This is a genomic window from Lentzea aerocolonigenes (genome assembly GCF_000974445.1).
Lineage (GTDB): Bacteria > Actinomycetota > Actinomycetes > Mycobacteriales > Pseudonocardiaceae > Lentzea > Lentzea aerocolonigenes.
Window position 1 is genome coordinate 1 of record NZ_BBOJ01000050.1, and the last position, 17163, is coordinate 17163.

The window sequence follows — 17163 nt, forward strand, 5'->3', positions numbered from 1 at the left end:
GAAGAACAAGCTGGCGGAGTACGTCAGCGGACTTCGAGAGGACCCTCATGACTGGCGAGCGGACCTGGCGTAAGAGCTCCTACAGCGCCGAGGACACCGAAAGCGACTGCGTGGAGGTCTCCCTGGCTCACAACGCCCTGGTCCGGGACTCGAAGAACGCGAGCGGCGACGTGCTCGCGTTCTCAGCCCCGGCCTGGCGCAACCTGGTCGGTTGGCTCGTTTCGCCGTGACTCGGCCTCCTGCCTGGCTATTCGCAGCAACGCGCCGGACACGCCGATCATCAGGAACGACATCCCGGTCGCCACGCTGAAGCTGAGCTGGTCGAACGTCGCGGCGCCCAGCGCGGACGTCAGCATCGCGCCCACCAGGCACACGGCGATCCCGCGAACGCTCGGGTCCTTCGACAGCGACCGGGCTCGCAGCGCCGCGTAGATGCCGCCGAGGAACAGCAGCACGTACGCCAGCAGGCCCAGGTAGCCGTTCTCGATCATCGTGAGCAGGTACTGGTTGTCGAGGATCGTGTACTTCGACGGCAGGAACGTGCCGAAGCCGCGGCCGAGCCACGGGTGTTTGGCGATCTCCAGCCACGCGCCGTCGTAGTCCTTGGTGCGGCCCTGGAACGACGGGTCGTCCTCGATGTTGGAGAACATCGACGTCACCGTGCCGAAGAGCCCGGGCACGACGGCTGAAGCGCCGCCCAGGAACACCGCGCCCACGCCGAGCAGCGGCAGGCCGCGGCGGCGGGGGAGCAGCACGCCGAGCACGATGCCCGTCACCACGAGGCCGATGATGGCCGTGCGGGACAGCGACAGGATCGCCATCAGGGCCAGCAGCGACAGCGCGGTCCACCAGCGGCCGACGGGTTCGCCGCGGTCCTTCGCCTGGAAGACGAAGTGCGCGGCGAACGGCACGCCCAGCACGCAGACCAAACCGAACTCGATCGGGTGGTTCACCGTGCCGGCCGGGCGGAAGAAGATCGACCTGGACTCCAGCGCCGAGTAGCCGTTGTCCTGCACGCGCAGGCCCGGCAGCGTGATGTACGAGGCGAGGTCGATGCCGGTGCCGAACTGGATCAGGCCGACGAACGCGCTGACCGTCAGGCACCCCACCATGATCCTGAGCACGCGGCTGAGGCGTTCGCCGCTGCGGACCGCGTCGCACACGAACACGGCGAGCGCGGACATCGCGACGATCCGGATCAGCGCCGAGTCCGACACCGACAGTTCGTCGGCGGGAAGGTAGCGGCGGGTGGCGATGGCGTACGTCGTCAGGTGCAGGATCACGTAGACCGCGAGCAGGGTGCGCACGGCGTTGCGGCCCTTGGCCATCGACAGGTGGTCGACGAGGTGCGCGGCCAGCCACAGCACCGCGAGGCACAGCGCCACGAACAACGCAGGCGGCAGCGTGATCGGGACGAACGCGATCGTGAACCTGGCGGGGACGACGAGCAGCGCCAGGATGTAGAAGATCAGCAGCGTGGCGCCGTCGGCACGCTGCTGGGTCAGTCTTCCTTGGTCGGCCATGCCGGGTTCGGTGGCTTGGGCGCTTGGATGATGACCGTCTTCTGGTGCGCGTTCGGGATGCCGTGGTTCGTCGGCGGCCGCTGCGGCATCGGCTGCTGCTGCGGCGGGGCGCCGTTGCCGTTGCTCTGCGGTGCGGGCCGGGCCGGTGCAGCGGCGGAGGGTGGGGGCGGCGGGGGAGTGTCCTTCTCGGACGGTCCTGCGCCGGACTCCTTGTCCTTGCGGCGTTTGGCCTTCAGCATGATCGAGTCGGCGGCGAACGTCGAGGCGATCGTGAGCAGCAGCAACACGACGGTGGCCGCGCCGACGTACCGGACCTTGCCGCCGATCTTGGCCGACGCGGTGGTCGGCTTCACCAGGATCTGCGCCGTGATGAACGTCTGCTCGGGGGCGTTCAGCGCCTTCTGCTGCGACGCGAGCTCGGCCACCGTCTTGTCGAGCACCTTGCCGACCAGACCCTCCGCCGCCTCGGGCGAGTCCGCCTCCGTGGAGATGAACAGCAGCGGGCCGCCGACCGGGCCGGTGTTCGCGGTGTAGGTCGCCGTGGACTTCTTGCCCGCCAGCTCTTCCGCCGTCTTCGGGTCGCCCAGCACCTGGGTGAGGATCTGCGCCGTGGTCGTGAGGCTGCCGTCGAACTGCAACAGCGGGTTGACCCTGACCACGTCCTCCGGCTTGGTCTTCTCCGAGTACTTGCCACCGGCCGCGGGGGAGGTGAGAACCAGCACGCCGCTCGACTCGTACCGCGTGGGCACGGTGATGTAGACGTACAGGGCGAGGACACCGGTGAGCAGCACTGCGGGCAGGGCGATGTACCACCGCCGCCGCAGCACTCGTACGGTTCCCCAGAAGTCCATCAAAATCCCCGCTCTGCGGCTCGGTCTTGCGAACCCAATGTTCGCAGGGTATCGCCTGCCTGGAAAATCGGAGTGAGCCGCCAACTGTTACAGCCGGTAGCAACGCGGCGATGAAGGAAAGGAATCCAGGAGGCAGCATGCGTGCAGGACGACTGACCGTGACCGTGGCGGCCATTCTCGTGGTCGTGGGCGGGACAGCGGCTTACGTCGTCTCGGCGGCCAACGACGCGAACACCCCGGCGGGCACCGCCGAGCAGGTGTCGCAGGCCCAGACCGGCGATCTGTTGTTCGTCGATCTCGCCGGTGGTCAGAACCGGGTCGAGAAGCTCGCCGAGGGCGGTGCGCGCACCCAGACCGACCTCGCCTGCCAGCGGTTCTTCACCGCCGTGAGCACGAGCGTGTGCCTGCGGCTGTCCGGTCCAGGCCCGTCCTACTCGGCCGAGGTCCGCCGGGACGGCAAGCAGGTCAAGTCCGTGGCGCTGCCCGGCATCCCGAGCAGGGCGAAGGTGTCCCGGTCCGGGAACGTGGTCTCGTGGACGAGTTTCGTCACGGGCGACTCGTACTCGGTGCCCGGCGGGTTCTCCACCCGGACGGGTTTCTACGACGTGCGGACCGGCGAGACCGTCGAGTCGCTCGAACACTTCACCGCCACTGTCGAGGGTTCCGTGCTCACAGCGCGTGACATCAACTACTGGGGCCTGACCGTCGGTGCGGACGACCGGACCTTCTACGCGACCCTCGCGAGCGGCGGCTTCACGTGGCTCGTGAAGGGCGATCTCGCGGCCAAGACCGTCACGTCCGTGCGCCGCGACGCCGAGTGCCCGTCGCTGTCGCCGGACGGCACGAAGGTCGCGTACAAGAAGCGCATCGGCCGCCTCGGTCCGTGGGACCTCGCGGTGCTCGACCTCGCGACCAACGAGGAGAAGCGGCTGCCCGGCACGGCGGGCATCGACGACCAGGCGACGTGGCTGGGCGAGTCCGAGCTCGCGTTCGCCGCGGTGCCCAAGGACGCCAAGCTGCCCGCGGTTCACGTCATTCCCGCGGACGGTTCGCAACCCGCGAAGGTCCTGATCCCGGACGCCACTTCGCCCTCTCCGGTGCCGTGAGGAACGCCGTCGCGAGTCACGTGGAGAGCTCGCGGCGGAGCACCTTCTCCAGCTCGTGTCCTGCCGCATCCCAGGAACGTCCCTCCACACTGGACGCGGCCGCGCGTGCGGTCGCGTCGAAGTCCGGCGTAGTGACCACTTCGGACAAAGCACGTGCCAGCGAGTGCGGGGTGGGTGCCGCGTACCGGACGTGGTCGTTGTCCAGGACTACGCGGTTGAAGTGCGCGTCGTTCACCACCGGGATGCATCCGGCGGCGAGCATCTCGTGCGGCACCAAAGAAACGTTCGTCATCGACAGCGACAACCCGGCGAAGCACCGGTTGTAGATGGCGTTGAGGTCGTCGGGCGTGACGAGGCCGTGGTCGTGGAACTGCGGCCCGAGCTGCCCGATCTTCTCGCCGTAGACGTGGATCTTGATGTCCGGGTGCTCCTCGGCGAAAACCTCCAGTGCGAGCACACCGAGCTCGAACGCGCGCCGCGGTGCCTTGCGCCGCGCGTAGAAGACGATGCCGTCGCGCTTCTCGTCGCCGAGCTTGTACCTGTCCGCGTCACAGCCGAAGTCGAAGTGGTCGGCGGGCATGCCGTGCTCGTCGCGGACCTTGTCGGCGAGGAACCGTCCGGCGGTGAAGCCGTGCATGCCCATCCGGTACGTGTTCTCCGCCAGCGCGTAGAGCCCGCCGGACGGGTAGAACCACGGCTCGTAGTCCTGCACGAGGTAGAACCTCTTGCCGGCACAAGGGTCGTTGAACGCCGGGTACGCCGTGATCCACGCCGTGGCGAACACCGCGTGCGCGTCCGCCATGCCGTCCGTGACGTCGTGGATCGGGCCCTTGAAGAACGGGAACGCTTCGCGGATGCCGGGTTCGAGGTCCGCGACGGCGTTGCCGAACGTCTCGTACAGGTACAGCCGGCACTCGTGGCCGAGCGACTCGAGGTGGCGGATGAGCCGGAACATCGTGGTGTGCCCACCGGACCCCTTGGACGGGGGAGTGGTGACCCAGTTGATCGTGAGCTTGCCCGTTTCCGGGATCGGCGGGATCACGACCGGTCTGTGGTTCTCCACATCGGCCTTGCGCACGTCCTCCAGCCGCACCGGCAGCTCTTCGCCCTCGGCACCCAGTCGGCGGGTAGCCGCCGTGAGCAACCGGACGCCGAGCTGCTTCGCCCCTTGCTCGCGGACGATCTTCGTGACCTGCCTGAGCCGTCTCATGACGCCTTCCTCCGCAGCACGCCAAGGATCTCGTGTCTCATCGGGAACACCACGGCCAGGTAGGCGAGACACGACAACGCGCCGCCCACGAGGATCTGCAGGAGTTCGCTGTCGATCACGTTCCTGATTCCGAGCACCACCGCGACCATCAGCACGCCCCCGAGGAACGGCCTGAGCAGCCGCGCACCCAGAGCGCCCGCCTTGACGCCGTATGGCTTGAACGCCACCAGGTACGCGGGCGTGATGACCAGCACCGCGACGATCACGTGCGCCGCCGCGACCCCTCTGATGCCGTCGAGGTGCGCGCCCAGCGCGAGCAACGGCACCAATGCCGCGAGCCACACCAGGTGGATCCACAGGATGGCCCGCGACCTGCCGGCGGACGCGAGGAAGTCGTACCCGAGTTCGAGCGCCACCCTGACCGCGCCCAGGAGGACCAGCAACGCCAGCGCGGCCGCCGCGGGAGCCCAGCGCTCGCCGTAGACGACCCGGATGAGCGGCTCGGCCAGCGCGGCCAGCAGCACGCACGCGGGCACCGTGACGAGCGCCAGCAGCCCGAGCGCGCGCCCGAACGACTTCTGGAACAGCTCGGGATCTTCCCGAACCTTCGAGAACGCGGCCAGCGACACGCTTCTGACCGGCGCGGAGAACGCCGCCACCGGCCAGCTCGCGAGGTTGAACGCCAGCAGGTAGAAGCCGAGCTGGACCGTGCCGAGCATCGCGCCGGCCACGATGTAGTCGACGTTCATCACGCCGAAGATCAGCAGACTCGACCCGGCGAGCGGCAGGCCGAACGCGAGGAGTTCCTTGGCCTGCTTCTGATTCCAGCCCGGCCGGAACCTGTCCTCGGTGAGCCAGAACATGATGACGGCCGCACTGAGGTTCTGCGCGATCCGTTGCCACGCGAGGCTCCACGCGCCGAAGCCCATGATCGCCAGCACGACGGCGACCGCCGTTCCCGCGAGGAAGGCGGCCGTGTCGGCGTAGAACTTGTGGTCCTGGCGGAAGTTGCGCTGCATCATCGCGCCCGGCACCGCCGTCGCGCCCGCGATGACGAGGGCGACGGACATGAGCTGGATGACGCCGGTGGCTTCCGGGGCGTCCATCGCGCCGGAGAACCAGGGCGCGCCGACGACGCAGATCAGCGCGAGGAGAGTGCCCGATGCCAGCGACAGGGTCGTGACGGTCGGTGCCATCTCCTCGACCGGGTCGTTGGTGCGGACGAGGGCCGCGCTGACACCGAGTTCGGAGACGCTCAGGACGATGTTGAGCACTACCAGGGCGACCGCGAAGACGCCGAACTGCTCGGGGGCGATCAGGCGGGCCAGGAGCACGCTGATGCCGACGGCGGCCAGGCGTTGGAGGAGGGAGTTGATGGCGCTCCAACGGATGGCGCTGGAGACGCGGCCTTCGAGCCCAGGGCCCGGAGTGGGCGTGTCGGTCGAGACTCGGTCCTCGGGGTCGCCCGCGGTCGCCACCTGGCCGGCCGTGTCGGACGAGCTGTTGCCGGGGGTCACCACTCGCCCCGCCCTTCCATCGACCCGCTGCCCGCCGTCACCAGTCGCCCCGGTCGGCTGTCCGCCGTCTCCTCGCGCCCCGGCTGTTCCCGCAGCCCGCTGTCCGCCGTCTCCTCGCGCCCCGGCTGTTCCCGCAGCCCGCTGTCCGCCGTCTCCTCGCGCCCCGGCTGTTCCCGCAGCCCGCTGTCCGCCGTCACCACGTGCCCCTGCTGGCCCCGAACCCCGCTGCCGGCCGTCACCACTCGCCCCGCCACTTCCAGCGCTGCGTCCCCACCCACAACTTCGCCCTCTTCACCGCGTGCGGCGCCAAGAACAACTGAGTCCGGCTCAAGAACCCAGGGCTGAACCGCTGCCTCCGCACCAACGCCCGGTACTCCGGCAGCTCCTCCAACGCGGAATACGTCTCCCGGGCGAAGTCCAGCAGCTCCTTCTCCGTGCCGTCCAACTGGTCCCGGTCGTGCAGCCGAACAGCACGCCACAACGCATCTCCGGCGATCGCCTTGCGCGCCAACGTCCCCAGCCGCGCCGGCAACCCGGGGTTCTCGGCCAGCACCAGGTCGAACACGTCCCGCCGCTGCTCCAGGTCGGCGAACACCGACTTGAACGTCGTGCGCATCATGGAGTTCTCGTGCACCCGGTAGTACGCGCCGGGCTTGCCGCTGACGTACCCGATGTCGGACACGGCCGCGATCCGCAGCCACATCTCCAGGTCGCCCGCGTGCGGCAGGTCGGCGCGGTAGCCGCCCACCTTCTGCTGGATCTTGGTGCGCACGACGACCTCCGGTGAGGAGATCACGTTGCGGCTGCTGCGGAAGCGGTTCTCGATCCACTCGTCGCCGCGCCAGACCCGTGATGTCGTCGGCAGCTCGAACACGCGAGGCAACGCGTTGTGGTCGTGGTAGTACACGACTCGGCCGTACACCATGCCCACGTCCGGGTTCTGCTCGAACACCGAGGCCGCGCGCTGCAACGCTCCGGGCGCCAGCAGGTCGTCCGCGGACAGCAGCACCGTGTAGTCGGCGCTCGCCCACTCCAGCAGGCCCTCGTTGTAGGTGGCGATGTGCCCCTTGTTCACCTCGTGCCGGCGGCCCTCGACGCGCTTGTCGGCGGCCATCAGCTCGGCCATCACCTCGGGTGTGTTGTCCGAGGACGTGTCGTCGATCACAAGCACCCGCACGTCCACGCCGGGCTGGTCGAGGACGCTGCGGACACAGGCCGGCAGGAAGTGGGCGTAGTTGTAACAGGGGATCACGACGTCCACTGTGGGAAGCGTTGGCACAACCTGGTTATCGGTTCTGTCCCGCTTTCGTTAGCCCCGCAACGTTTTGGGCCCATCGGACGATGTAGTGGTGACCGGAGTAAGGGGAGTCATGGACCACGTCATCCTGACGCGCTTCAACCTGCCGTCGAAGGGCGCCGAAAGTTACGTCCGGGCAAAGGAAGGATGGCTGACCGAGCGCGTTGCGCTGTTCGAGCGCTATTGCCTGCCATCCGTCGTCGCCCAGACGGACAAACGGACGCGGTGGCTCATCTACTTCGACCCCGAATCACCGAGTTGGCTCAAGGACAAAATCGCCGAACACGGTGACGCGTACACGCCCGTTTTCCGCGCGGAAGTCTCGCGGGAGGAGCTGAGGTCGGACATCCGGTCGCTGTACTCCGAGACCGGTGACGAGCTCATCACCACGAACCTCGACAACGACGACGGTCTCGCCACGGACTTCGTCGAACGTCTCTGCGCGGCTCCGCGCCCCACCACCACGGCGGCGTACTACCTGGTCAACGGCCTGATCAAGTCGCCGGGCGGGCTGTACCACCGGGTGGACCGGCACAACGCGTTCGTCTCGGTCCGCGAGACCTGGGACGAGCCGGTGACGTGCTGGGCGCACTGGCACAACCACATGCACCTGCACTTCCCGGTCGTCGAGCTCGGCGGCGCGCCGGGCTGGCTCCAGGTCGTGCACGGCGGCAACGTGTCGAACCGCACACGCGGCCGGTTGGTGTCTCCCGAGCCGTACAAGGCGTCGTTCGGCGACTCGCTCGACGACGTTGCTGAGCCCGGAGTTCGGGCCGTGGCGCAGGACCGTCTGGTGTCTCAGCCGGTGCGGTTCGTGCGCGACTCCGGACGCGTGGCGGCGAAGAACGCGGCGATGAAGGTCCTGGGCAAGGGCGGCTTCGAGGCCATCAAGCAGAAGCTGGCCGCTCGCGGTTGATTCCGTAACTGATGACCAGCGTCACGGTGAGTGCTACCAGCGCCACCGTGACGCCGGTTTCGAGACTCGAGTACTGCAAAAGCAGTCCAAAAGCGACGGACGAAACGAGACGGCCCAGCGCTTGTCCGGTTTGCACCACCGACAGCCCTGACGCCCGGAGCGACTCCGGCGCCGACTCGCTCACCTTGGCCGACAGCACACCGTCCGTCGCCGCGTAGAACAACCCGTGCAGCAGCAGCGCCGCGATCGCGACACCCTTGCCGCCCTCGGGGATGAACAGCAGCGCGTACACGCCCAGCAGCAGTCCGTGGCCGACGAGGAACATCCGCCAGCGGCCCATCCGGTCCGACAGCTTCCCGAGCGGCGCGGCGGCCGCGAGGAAGACGACCGCCGTGCCGAGCGGAAGCAGGGGCAGGAAGCCGAGCGAGATGTTCGTGGCCTTCTGCACCAGCACGTAGACGAACGCGTCCGAGATCGTCGCGAGCCCCAGCAGGCCGGCGGAGATGGTGGTCCGGCGGAACTGCCGGTCGGTGAGCAGCCCGAGTCCCGCCTTGAACGACGGCCGTGGCCCCTCGACCTTCTTGTCCGAGGGCCTCTCGCGCACGAACGAGACCAGCACGATCAGGCCGATGACCGCGAACGCCGCGGACACCGCGAAGATCGGCCCCGGCACCATGCCGATCTGGGCGAGCAGCAGGAACGTCACCAGCGGCCCGAGCAGCGCACCGAACGTGTCCATGCTCCGGTGCACGCCGAACGCCGCGCCCAGCCGGTCCTCCGGCGTGGCGAGCGAGATCATCGCGTCGCGCGGCGCGGTCCGGATGCCCTTGCCGGCGCGGTCGGCGGCCATCAGCGCGCCGATGCCGAACGGGGAAGCGCCGACCAGCGGGAAGAACACCTTGGTGGCGGCCGACAACCCGTACCCGGCCGCCGCGACGGCCTTGGGCCTGCGGAACTTGTCGGACACGGCACCGCCGACCAGCCGCAGCACCGCCGTGGCGCCCGTGTAGATGCCGTCCAGCAGGCCGAACTGCGCGTAGCCCAGCTGCAACGTGAAGAGCAGGTACACGGGCAGGAACGCGGTGATCATCTCTGCCGAGATGTCGGTGAGCAGGCTGACCGTGCCGAGCGCGAACACGGTGCCCGGCAACCGTTTGCGGAAGTCGGTCTTGGCGGGCCGGGACGAGGCGACGTACATGTGGCCTACCAGGTGAGGGTCTGGTGCCACACCTCGAGCGACAGCAGCGTCCAGATGCGCGGCTGCTCGTTGCGGTCACCGGAGTCGTGGTCGTCGAGCAGCGTGCGGACCGCCGCCCGGTCGAAGGTCTTGCCCACGAACGACGTGGGCCCGGTCAGCAGGTCGTATGCCATGTCACGCAGGCCGTCGCGGAACCAGGCGTCCAGCGGCACCTTGAAGCCCGACTTCGGGCGGTCCACGACGTCGGCCGGGAGGTGCTGGCGCGCGACCTCCTTGACGACCCACTTGGTCGTGCCGCCGCGCACCTTCACGTTGCTGGGCAACGAGAACGCGAGTTCGGCGACCCGGTGGTCGAGGAACGGCGGCCGCAGCTCCAGCGACGCGGCCATCGACATGCGGTCGCCGCGTTCCAGCAGGTTGTCCGCGAGCCAGGTGTGCGAGTCGGCGTAGAGCATGCGGCGCAACGCATCGCCGCGGCCGTTGACGTACGGCTCCAGCACCGAACGGGTCGCGGGCCCGCCCAGCAAAGCGGCCCGCTCGGCCACGGTGAACGGCGCGAACCAGCCGCGCATCCGTTCGGCGTACGAGGGTTCGGCGATCGCCCGCAACGCGATGCCCAGCCGGGCCTTCGAGGCGGGGAGCGCCTTCTCCAGGCGCCGCAACGCGAACGACGGCAGCATCCCGGCGAGGCGGGTGGCCTGGGCGAAGCGGTACTTCGGGTAGCCGCCGAAGAGCTCGTCGCTGCCCTCGCCGGACAGCACGACCTTCACGTCCCTGCGCGCGAGCTCGGCGAGCCGGAACACGGCCACGTCGGCGGGCTCGGACAGCGGCGCGTCCCGGTGCCAGGACAGCTTCGCCCAGCTGTCGCGGAAGTCGTCGGCCGTCACGATCACGTTGTGGTGCCTGCTGCCGACGATCCCGGCGACCTTCTCGGCCCAGTGCAGCTCGTCGACGCGCGGGTCGCCGAAGCCGGCGGAGAACGTGTGCAGCTCGGCATCACCCCGTTCGCGCGCCACCAGAGCGGTGATCAGCGAGGAGTCCACGCCGCCGGACAGGTACGCGCCGACGGGCACGTCCGCGACCAACGCGTCCCGCACCGACGCCGTCAGCGCCTCGTCGACCAGACGGACGGCTTCCTCCGGCGTGACCTGCCGGATCTCCGACTCGCGCGGCAGCTCCCAGTACGGCTCGGTGCGCACCGAACCGTCCGCGGAGACGACCAGGTGGTGCCCCTGCGGCACCTTCCGCACGCCCCGCACGAGCGTGTGCGGCGCGGGCACCGACCGGTGCGCCAGGTAGTCGTGCAGCGACTCGGTGTCGACCTCGGCCGAGCCGATCGCGGGCAGCAGCGCCTTGATCTCGGACGCGAACGCGAACATCCGCGCGTCCGCGTAGTAGTACAGCGGCAGGATGCCCAGCCGGTCGCGGAACAGGTGCGTCTCGCCGGACTTGGCGTCGTGGATCGCGTACGCGAACTGGCCACGCAGCTTCGACACGCCCGCGGCGCCGTGCTGTTCGTAGATCGCCAGCAGGACCTCGGTGTCGCCGCTGGTCTTGAACGGGTACGCGAGCGCGGTCCGGAGCTGCTTGTAGTTCAGGATCTCGCCGTTGAACGCGATCGTCGTGGTGCCCGACGCGCCCGCCATCGGCTGAGGCGAGCCGGCCAGGTCGATGATCGAGAGCCTGGTGTGGGCGAAGCCGATCGAGCCGTCGGCCCAGAAGCCGCTGTCGTCCGGGCCGCGGTGGTGCAGCCGCTTCGCCATCTCCGCGAGCAGCTCGGCGGAGACGGGAGTGCCGTCGAACCTTCTGACGCCTGCGATGCCACACATGGTCAGCGGTCCTCCGCGATCTGCATCAGCTCACGGGCACGGGAGTCCCACGACGCGGTCAGCACGGCCGCACGCCGCTCGGCCGGCGTCTTCAGGCCGCCGTCCTTGAGGGTCAGCCGGATCTGGTCGATGAACTCGGCCTCGCCGGACGCGATCCGGATGACGTCGGAGTAGCGCTCGACCTCGGGGAAGTCCGTGGACACCACGGCCAGGCCGAGGGCCAGGTACTCCTTCATCTTGATCGGGTTCGCGTGCTTGATCCAGTCGTTGTCGAGCCACGGCATCAGTGCCACGTCGAAACCCGAGCCGTAGCCGGGGATCTGCTCGTACGTGCGGAAGTCGAGCCAGTGCACGTTGGGGTACTTGGCGTAGCGCTCCATCGAGCAGGTGGCGTCACCGATCAGCACCACGGACGCCTCGGGGAACTCCTGCGCGACCTTCTCGATCAGGTCGAAGTCGACGAGGTAGTCGTCGAGGCTGCCGAAGAACCCGATGCGCGGCCCCGGAATCGACGCGATGTCCGCGGGCAGCTCGTCGCGGCGCGTGAAGTGGTCGACGTCCACGCCGTGGTCGAGGAAGTGCGCGCGCTCACCGGTCAGCGCGGACTCCTCGTCCTGGAGGGCGCGGCTGACGTAGAGCACGGTGTCCGAATTGGACAGCAGCTGGTTCTCCAGCGCGGCGATGGTGCCCTGGTCGGCCTCGGGGAACGCCGAGTGCCGGTCCGACCGGTTGAAGATCAGGCCCTTGTGCCGCATGGGCTTCACGACGTCCCACGCCGTGGGAATCGTGGCCACGACGACCGGGGTGCCCATCCGCAGGAAGAAGCACACCGCGCGAACCTGCGTGCGCACCAGGACGGAGTTCAGCTTGCGCAGCCACGGCTTGCCGTAGAACGGCAGGGGAGCGGGCGTCATCACGTAGAAGTTCGGCGTCTCCGGGATCGGCTGACGCACCAGCATCGCGACGCTCTTGGCCTTGCGCAGGATCCGGCGCAGGAACTGGGTGCTCTTGCCGGGTGAGGGCATCCGCAGGCCGATGCTGTTGACCAGCAACACCTTGCGGTGCTTCGCGACCCGGCGCAGCAGTTGGAAGTCCGAGTGCGCCCGGTTGTGGTACCACCAGTCCTGCGCGCTGAAGCACAGGTAGGCAGGTCCCTCCGAGGCCACTTCCTCCGGCCAGCGCCGCATCCCGAAAAGCCCCTTCAACGCCGTGCGGTGCTTCGGCGACCGCGCCCGCAGCCCCTCGTTCACCACCATCGCGAGCCACATGAAGAACGCGGCGAACCGCCCGTGCCGCTCGCGGTGCAGCCGGACCTTGTTCGCGGTGAGCATCGACCACAGCCACGCGTTCGTCGACACCTCGCCACCGATGTGCGTGACCGTCGCGCGCGGCTCGAACCAGACGCCGCCGGCGCGCAACATGTAGTCGGTTTCCTCCGAATAGAGGAAATACCGTTCGTCCAAAAGGCCGTGCTGCTCGATGACTTCCCTTTTGATCAGCCACGCGCAGCCCGTCGCCCAGTCCGCGGCGTGCGCACCCTGGTAGGCCTTGTCGTCGGTGACGGTCTCGCCGAGCCCGATCCGTCCGGCACGGCCACCGCCGATGAGGGCTTCCGCGAAGGCTTTGAGAGCGCTCGGCTTGCGGCGCAGCGAGTGGGACAGCGCGCCGCTCTCGTCGACCAGACGGGGCACGACGATCGGCCTGTCGGCGGCACGGAGCGTCTCGAGCGCTCCGGGGTGCAACCGGATGTCCGCGTTGAGCACGAGAACGTCGTAACCCTCTGCTGCCTTGATGCCCAGGTTCACGCCTGCCGCGAATCCCGCGTTGACGGGGTTGCGCACGATCTGGACGCCGGGACGAGTGGCGGCCGCCACAGTGCCGTCGGTGGAAGCGTTGTCGACGACCACGACCTTCGTGCCTTCCGGCAGCGAGTCCAGGCATCCCGCGATGACCTGTTCGCTCTGGTACGTGACGATGACCACCGCGACAGGTGACCGCTCCACAACCGCTCCTCGCACTCGGGCTTGTGCCCGCTACATCGAGCGATTTGGAACTCTCGTTACCTGGCGCCGTGACCGCTGACCTTCACCGCGTCTTTCGGCACCCAGCAGGACGCCTCGCGGCACCGGCCCCGCGCCCTCATATCGGGCATATGGGGGCGTGGGGCCGGTGCCGCGAGGCGTCCGTCTGGCCACCGAAACACGGGGCGAAGACCAGCGGTCACGGCGCCTGATCGAGGGAATCTGTAACCGTTTTGCCCTCGCGGACGAGAATAAGGCGTGACGTCATCGCCGCACGTGTTGATCATCGTGCAGAACCTCCCCGTGCCGCTGGACCGCCGGGTGTGGCTGGAATGCCGAGCCCTCACCGCCGCCGGGTACGAGGTTTCGGTGATCTGCCCCAAGGGACCGGGTGATCCCGCTTACCAACTCCTCGACGGAGTGCACCTGTACAAGTACGCTCCGCCGCCCCAGGCGGAAGGCGCGCTGGGCTACGCGTGGGAGTTCCTGTACTGCTGGGTGCGCACGGCGTTGCTGAGCGTGAAGGTCCGCGCCCGCAGGCGGTTCGACGTCATGCAGGCGTGCAACCCGCCGGACACCTACTGGGCGCTCGCCCTGCTGTGGCGGCTCGGCGGGGTCAAGTTCGTCTTCGACCACCACGACCTCAACCCCGAGGTCTTCCTGTCCCGCTTCGGTGAGCCGAAGGGCGTGGCGGGCAAGCTCCAGTACCGCATCCTCAAGTGGCTGGAGCGCCGGACGTTCCGGACGGCCAACCGGGTGACGTCGACCAACACCTCGTACCAGAAGATCGCGTGGACGCGCGGCTCCGTGCCGCCCGAGCACACCACCGTCGTGCGCTCCGGTCCGGACACGACCGTGATGCGGCCTGTCGAGGGCGTGGACGAGTTGCGACGCGGCGGCAAACACTTGGTGGCGTATCTGGGAATCATGGGGCCGCAGGACGGCGTCGACGGCGTCCTGGAAGTCGCACGGAGAGTTGTTTTCGACCGCGGCCGCACCGACGTCCGGTTCGCGCTGCTCGGCTTCGGCGACTGCCTCGAAGACCTGAAGAAGCAGGCCACGGCGTGGGGACTCGATCCGTACGTCGAGTTCACCGGACGTGTTGGGCCCGAACAGATCAGCCGTTACCTGTCGACTTCGTCCGTCGGACTGGGCCCGGACCCGTTGTCGCCTTTGAACGACGTGTCCACTATGAACAAGACCATGGAGTACATGGCCTACGCGCTGCCGGTCGTCTCGTACCGGCTGACGGAGACCGTGGTGTCGGCCGGCGACTGCGCCGTCTACGTCGAGCCGGGTGACGTCGAGGCGTTCACCACGTCGCTGCTCGACCTGCTCGACGACGCGGAACGCCGCAGCCGGCTCGGCTTCGAGGGCCGTCGCCGCTGCGAGGCGGAGCTCGACTGGCGCCCGCAGGCCGAGAACTACGTGGCGGTGTTCGACGGGCTCACCGGCTTCGTCTCGCGCGGCCCGTTCCCCGACGGCAGGCCCTCGCTGACGGCGGGCACCGACCAGTGGGGCAACAAGATGATCGACGTGAGCGACGACGCCGCGCTCCGCGCGTTCGCCGTGAACCGAACGGGAGAATGATGTTCGTCAGAAGGATCGCGGTCGTCGGCACCGGGTACGTCGGTCTGACCACGGGCGCCTGCCTCGCCTCCCTCGGCCACCGCGTCGTGTGCGCGGATGTCGACGCCTCGAAGGTCGAACGGCTCTCGCGCGGCGAGGTCGACATCCTCGAACCCCGGCTCGCCGAGCTGGTGTCCGAGGGCCTCGCGTCCGGCCGCCTGTCGTTCGTGCTCGGCGCCTCGGCCGCCGTGGCCGACGCCGAGGTCGTGTTCCTCTGCGTGCCGACCCCGATGGGCGTCGGCGGCATCGCGGACCTCCAGGCCGTCGAGTCCGTTGTGGACGAAACGCGCGACCTGCTGCCGTCCGGCTGTGTGATCGTGAACAAGTCGACAGTGCCGGTGGGCACGTCGATCCGCACGGCCGAGCTGCTGCGCCGGGACGACGTCGCCGTCGTGTCGAACCCCGAGTTCCTCCGCGAAGGCTCGGCAGTGCACGACTTCCTGAACCCCGACCGGATCGTCGTCGGCTGCGACCAGCAGGACGCTGCCGAGCGCGTGGCCGCCCTGTACGCCCGTCTGGGCGCGCCGACGGTCCTGACCGACGCCGCGTCGGCCGAGATGGTCAAGTACGCGGCGAACTGCTTCCTCGCGATGAAGCTCTCGTACGTCAACGCGGTGGCGGAGCTGTGCGAGCGGCTCGGCGCGAACATCACCGACGTCACCGAGGGCATGGGCTACGACAAGCGCATCGGTCAGGCGTTCCTGAACCCCGGCCCCGGCTGGGGTGGTTCGTGCCTGCCCAAGGACACGCACGCGCTGCTCCAGGTCGCCGACGCCGCCGACTTCGAGTTCCGGCTGCTGCGCGCCACGATCGACACGAACGAGCGCCAGCGCCTGCGGATGGTCGAGAAGATCAGGCTCGCGGTCACCGGCAAGCGCGGCGGGTCGCTGTCCCACGTGCGCCTCGGCCTGCTGGGCCTCACGTTCAAGGCGGGCACGGACGACCTGCGCGACTCGCCGGCGTTGGCGGTGGCGGCTCTGTTGAAGCAGGCCGGCGCCGAGCTCGTCGGTTACGACCCCGCGCTGACCGGTGGCACGGATCTCGGTTCGGTGTCCGTTGTGGACGATCCGTACCAGGCGGCCAAGGACGTCGACGCGCTGGTCGTGCTGACCGAGTGGCCGGACTTCCGCTCCCTGGACTGGGCACGCCTCGCGGAAACCGTGCGGCAGCCGGTGGTCGTCGACACCCGCAACATCCTGGACCCGGACGTCATTCGCCGCGCTGGCTTCACCTGCACGTCGCTGGGTCGATAGTCCATTTGGGACAGTCCAATTAGCTCAATGGTGTGACAGGGCGAGCGGCGTTCGTGTGCTAGCGCTTTGATTCCCGGCAACACCCGGCGGGACCAGCCCGCCGGGGTTCGTCGGGAGGTCCCACCGTGGCTGGACTCATGGACTTGGTCAACGGTCTCGTGCACCAGGCGAGCGGCCTGCTCGCTCAGGCGAGCGAACTCGCGCACGGCCTGCTCTCCATGTTGCCCCTCTAAGCACCTGGCCATAAGTCTTGTCCGAAACCTTCGGGTAGCCAGGGGCTGGTCCAGGGTGCGGCGGTGGTCAGGTTCTGTTCGGTGGTGCGGCCGCGGAAGTAGGCGTGTGCTTGGCGGACGCGGCCGGCCATCGTGGCGGGTGCGGTGTTGGCGATGTGGTGTTTGAGGCCGGCCCAGATGCGTTCGACGGGGTTGTCCTGCGGGCTGTATTTCGCGCCTTCGATCAGCATCAGGCGTGGGTGTTCGGTCAGCCAGCGGCGGGTGATTCCACTGTGGTGGGTGCCACCGTTGTCGCAGATGACGGCGACTACGGGTGCGTCGGGGTAGGCGTCGAGCAGGGTCTGCAGGAAGTAGCAGAACACGACCGAGACGTTCTTCACGGAGACGTGGTGGTGCCAGGTTCCGGTGGCGAGGTTGATCGCGCCGTGCAGGGTGCGGCGGATGTTGCTGCCGGGAGTGAGGATCTGGTGGCGCAGGCCGGTGGGCATCCAGCAGGACCGGACTCGTGGCAGCAGGTCGAGGTGGGTCTCGTCCTCGGCCAGCACGACCGATCCTGCCGGGAGTGCGGCGATACGGGCGG

Annotated in this window: 15 protein-coding genes; 5 read left to right on the forward strand and 10 right to left on the reverse strand. The window is 68.7% G+C overall.

The features are described 5' to 3' along the window. Positions 1-47 precede the first annotated feature (47 nt). Positions 48-230 (forward strand): DUF397 domain-containing protein, encoded by a 183-nt coding sequence (locus tag AOM45_RS50400; protein ID WP_030474197.1) that lies wholly within the window; start codon positions 48-50, stop codon positions 228-230. Here the strand turns inward: AOM45_RS50400 and AOM45_RS51615 are convergent. Together AOM45_RS51615 and AOM45_RS51620 are read right to left on the reverse strand one after the other, a co-directional pair. Then, on the reverse strand, positions 183-1523 hold the full coding sequence (locus AOM45_RS51615) for an O-antigen ligase family protein (protein WP_051784865.1): 1341 nt from the start codon (positions 1521-1523) through the stop codon (positions 183-185). The two genes, AOM45_RS50400 and AOM45_RS51615, sit on opposite strands and share 48 nt — an antisense overlap. After that, positions 1502-2374, reverse strand: coding sequence for a YveK family protein (locus tag AOM45_RS51620; RefSeq protein WP_156094495.1), 873 nt, complete (start codon positions 2372-2374; stop codon positions 1502-1504). Before AOM45_RS51620 ends, AOM45_RS51615 begins: the two co-directional genes overlap by 22 nt. A gap of 137 nt (positions 2375-2511) precedes the next feature. Here AOM45_RS51620 and AOM45_RS48595 point away from each other — a divergent pair, with 137 nt between their 5' ends. Next, on the forward strand, positions 2512-3480 hold the full coding sequence (locus AOM45_RS48595; protein ID WP_030474200.1) for a TolB-like translocation protein: 969 nt from the start codon (positions 2512-2514) through the stop codon (positions 3478-3480). Between the two features lie 16 nt (positions 3481-3496). On the opposite strand, the gene AOM45_RS48600 is transcribed toward AOM45_RS48595, so the two are convergent. The 4 genes from AOM45_RS48600 to AOM45_RS48615 are packed head-to-tail and all read right to left on the reverse strand — an operon-like array spanning position 3497 to position 7468. After that, entirely contained in the window at positions 3497-4690 is a 1194-nt protein-coding gene (locus AOM45_RS48600; protein ID WP_030474201.1) for a rhamnosyltransferase WsaF family glycosyltransferase, read from the reverse strand. Further along, positions 4687-6207 (reverse strand): lipopolysaccharide biosynthesis protein, encoded by a 1521-nt coding sequence (locus tag AOM45_RS48605; protein ID WP_236704117.1) that lies wholly within the window; start codon positions 6205-6207, stop codon positions 4687-4689. Before AOM45_RS48605 ends, AOM45_RS48600 begins: the two co-directional genes overlap by 4 nt. Further along, positions 6204-6446, reverse strand: a complete 243-nt coding sequence (locus AOM45_RS48610) for a hypothetical protein (protein WP_169792657.1) — start codon at positions 6444-6446, stop codon at positions 6204-6206. The genes AOM45_RS48605 and AOM45_RS48610 overlap by 4 nt, the downstream gene beginning before the upstream one ends. Continuing rightward, positions 6443-7468, reverse strand: a complete 1026-nt coding sequence (locus AOM45_RS48615; RefSeq protein WP_236704118.1) for a glycosyltransferase — start codon at positions 7466-7468, stop codon at positions 6443-6445. Before AOM45_RS48615 ends, AOM45_RS48610 begins: the two co-directional genes overlap by 4 nt. A 109-nt stretch (positions 7469-7577) precedes the next feature. On the opposite strand from AOM45_RS48615, the gene AOM45_RS48620 reads away from it, so the two are divergent. Next, positions 7578-8420, forward strand: coding sequence for a glycosyltransferase (locus AOM45_RS48620; RefSeq protein WP_030474205.1), 843 nt, complete (start codon positions 7578-7580; stop codon positions 8418-8420). On the opposite strand, the gene AOM45_RS48625 is transcribed toward AOM45_RS48620, so the two are convergent. From AOM45_RS48625 to AOM45_RS48635, 3 genes are read right to left on the reverse strand one after another with little or no spacing between them, the layout of a single operon-like run. Beyond that, positions 8392-9618, reverse strand: a complete 1227-nt coding sequence (locus tag AOM45_RS48625) for an MFS transporter (protein ID WP_030474206.1) — start codon at positions 9616-9618, stop codon at positions 8392-8394. The genes AOM45_RS48620 and AOM45_RS48625 overlap by 29 nt on opposite strands. 5 nt (positions 9619-9623) lie before the next feature. Next, entirely contained in the window at positions 9624-11447 is a 1824-nt protein-coding gene (gene asnB / locus AOM45_RS48630; RefSeq protein ID WP_030474207.1) for an asparagine synthase (glutamine-hydrolyzing), read from the reverse strand. Between the two features lie 2 nt (positions 11448-11449). Continuing rightward, positions 11450-13450, reverse strand: a complete 2001-nt coding sequence (locus AOM45_RS48635; protein WP_030474208.1) for a glycosyltransferase — start codon at positions 13448-13450, stop codon at positions 11450-11452. 276 nt (positions 13451-13726) lie between these two features. Between AOM45_RS48635 and AOM45_RS48640 the strand changes: the two genes are divergently transcribed. Further along, the gene (locus AOM45_RS48640; RefSeq protein ID WP_051784866.1) at positions 13727-15058 is read left to right on the forward strand and encodes a glycosyltransferase family 4 protein; all 1332 of its coding nucleotides are present in this window, start codon (positions 13727-13729) and stop codon (positions 15056-15058) included. Beyond that, positions 15058-16350 carry a UDP-glucose dehydrogenase family protein gene (locus AOM45_RS48645; protein ID WP_030474210.1) on the forward strand — a complete coding sequence of 431 codons (1293 nt, stop codon included), beginning with the start codon at positions 15058-15060 and terminating at the stop codon, positions 16348-16350. The genes AOM45_RS48640 and AOM45_RS48645 overlap by 1 nt, the downstream gene beginning before the upstream one ends. Positions 16351-16579: 229 nt before the next feature. Here AOM45_RS48645 and AOM45_RS48650 read toward each other — a convergent pair. Further along, positions 16580-17163, reverse strand: a 584-nt coding sequence (locus tag AOM45_RS48650) for a transposase (RefSeq protein WP_174517985.1), incomplete at its 5' end; no start/stop codon positions are given.

Bases quoted from the DNA above. Each gene is read 5' to 3' on its own strand.
- AOM45_RS50400 (WP_030474197.1), top strand. From the start codon at position 48: ATGACTGGCGAGCGGACCTGGCGTAAGAGCTCCTACAGCGCCGAGGAC.
- AOM45_RS51615 (WP_051784865.1), bottom strand. From the start codon at position 1,523: ATGGCCGACCAAGGAAGACTGACCCAGCAGCGTGCCGACGGCGCCACG.
- AOM45_RS51620 (WP_156094495.1), bottom strand. From the start codon at position 2,374: ATGGACTTCTGGGGAACCGTACGAGTGCTGCGGCGGCGGTGGTACATC.
- AOM45_RS48595 (WP_030474200.1), top strand. From the start codon at position 2,512: ATGCGTGCAGGACGACTGACCGTGACCGTGGCGGCCATTCTCGTGGTC.
- AOM45_RS48600 (WP_030474201.1), bottom strand. From the start codon at position 4,690: ATGAGACGGCTCAGGCAGGTCACGAAGATCGTCCGCGAGCAAGGGGCG.
- AOM45_RS48620 (WP_030474205.1), top strand. From the start codon at position 7,578: ATGGACCACGTCATCCTGACGCGCTTCAACCTGCCGTCGAAGGGCGCC.
- AOM45_RS48625 (WP_030474206.1), bottom strand. From the start codon at position 9,618: ATGTACGTCGCCTCGTCCCGGCCCGCCAAGACCGACTTCCGCAAACGG.
- asnB (WP_030474207.1), bottom strand. From the start codon at position 11,447: ATGTGTGGCATCGCAGGCGTCAGAAGGTTCGACGGCACTCCCGTCTCC.
- AOM45_RS48645 (WP_030474210.1), top strand. From the start codon at position 15,058: ATGTTCGTCAGAAGGATCGCGGTCGTCGGCACCGGGTACGTCGGTCTG.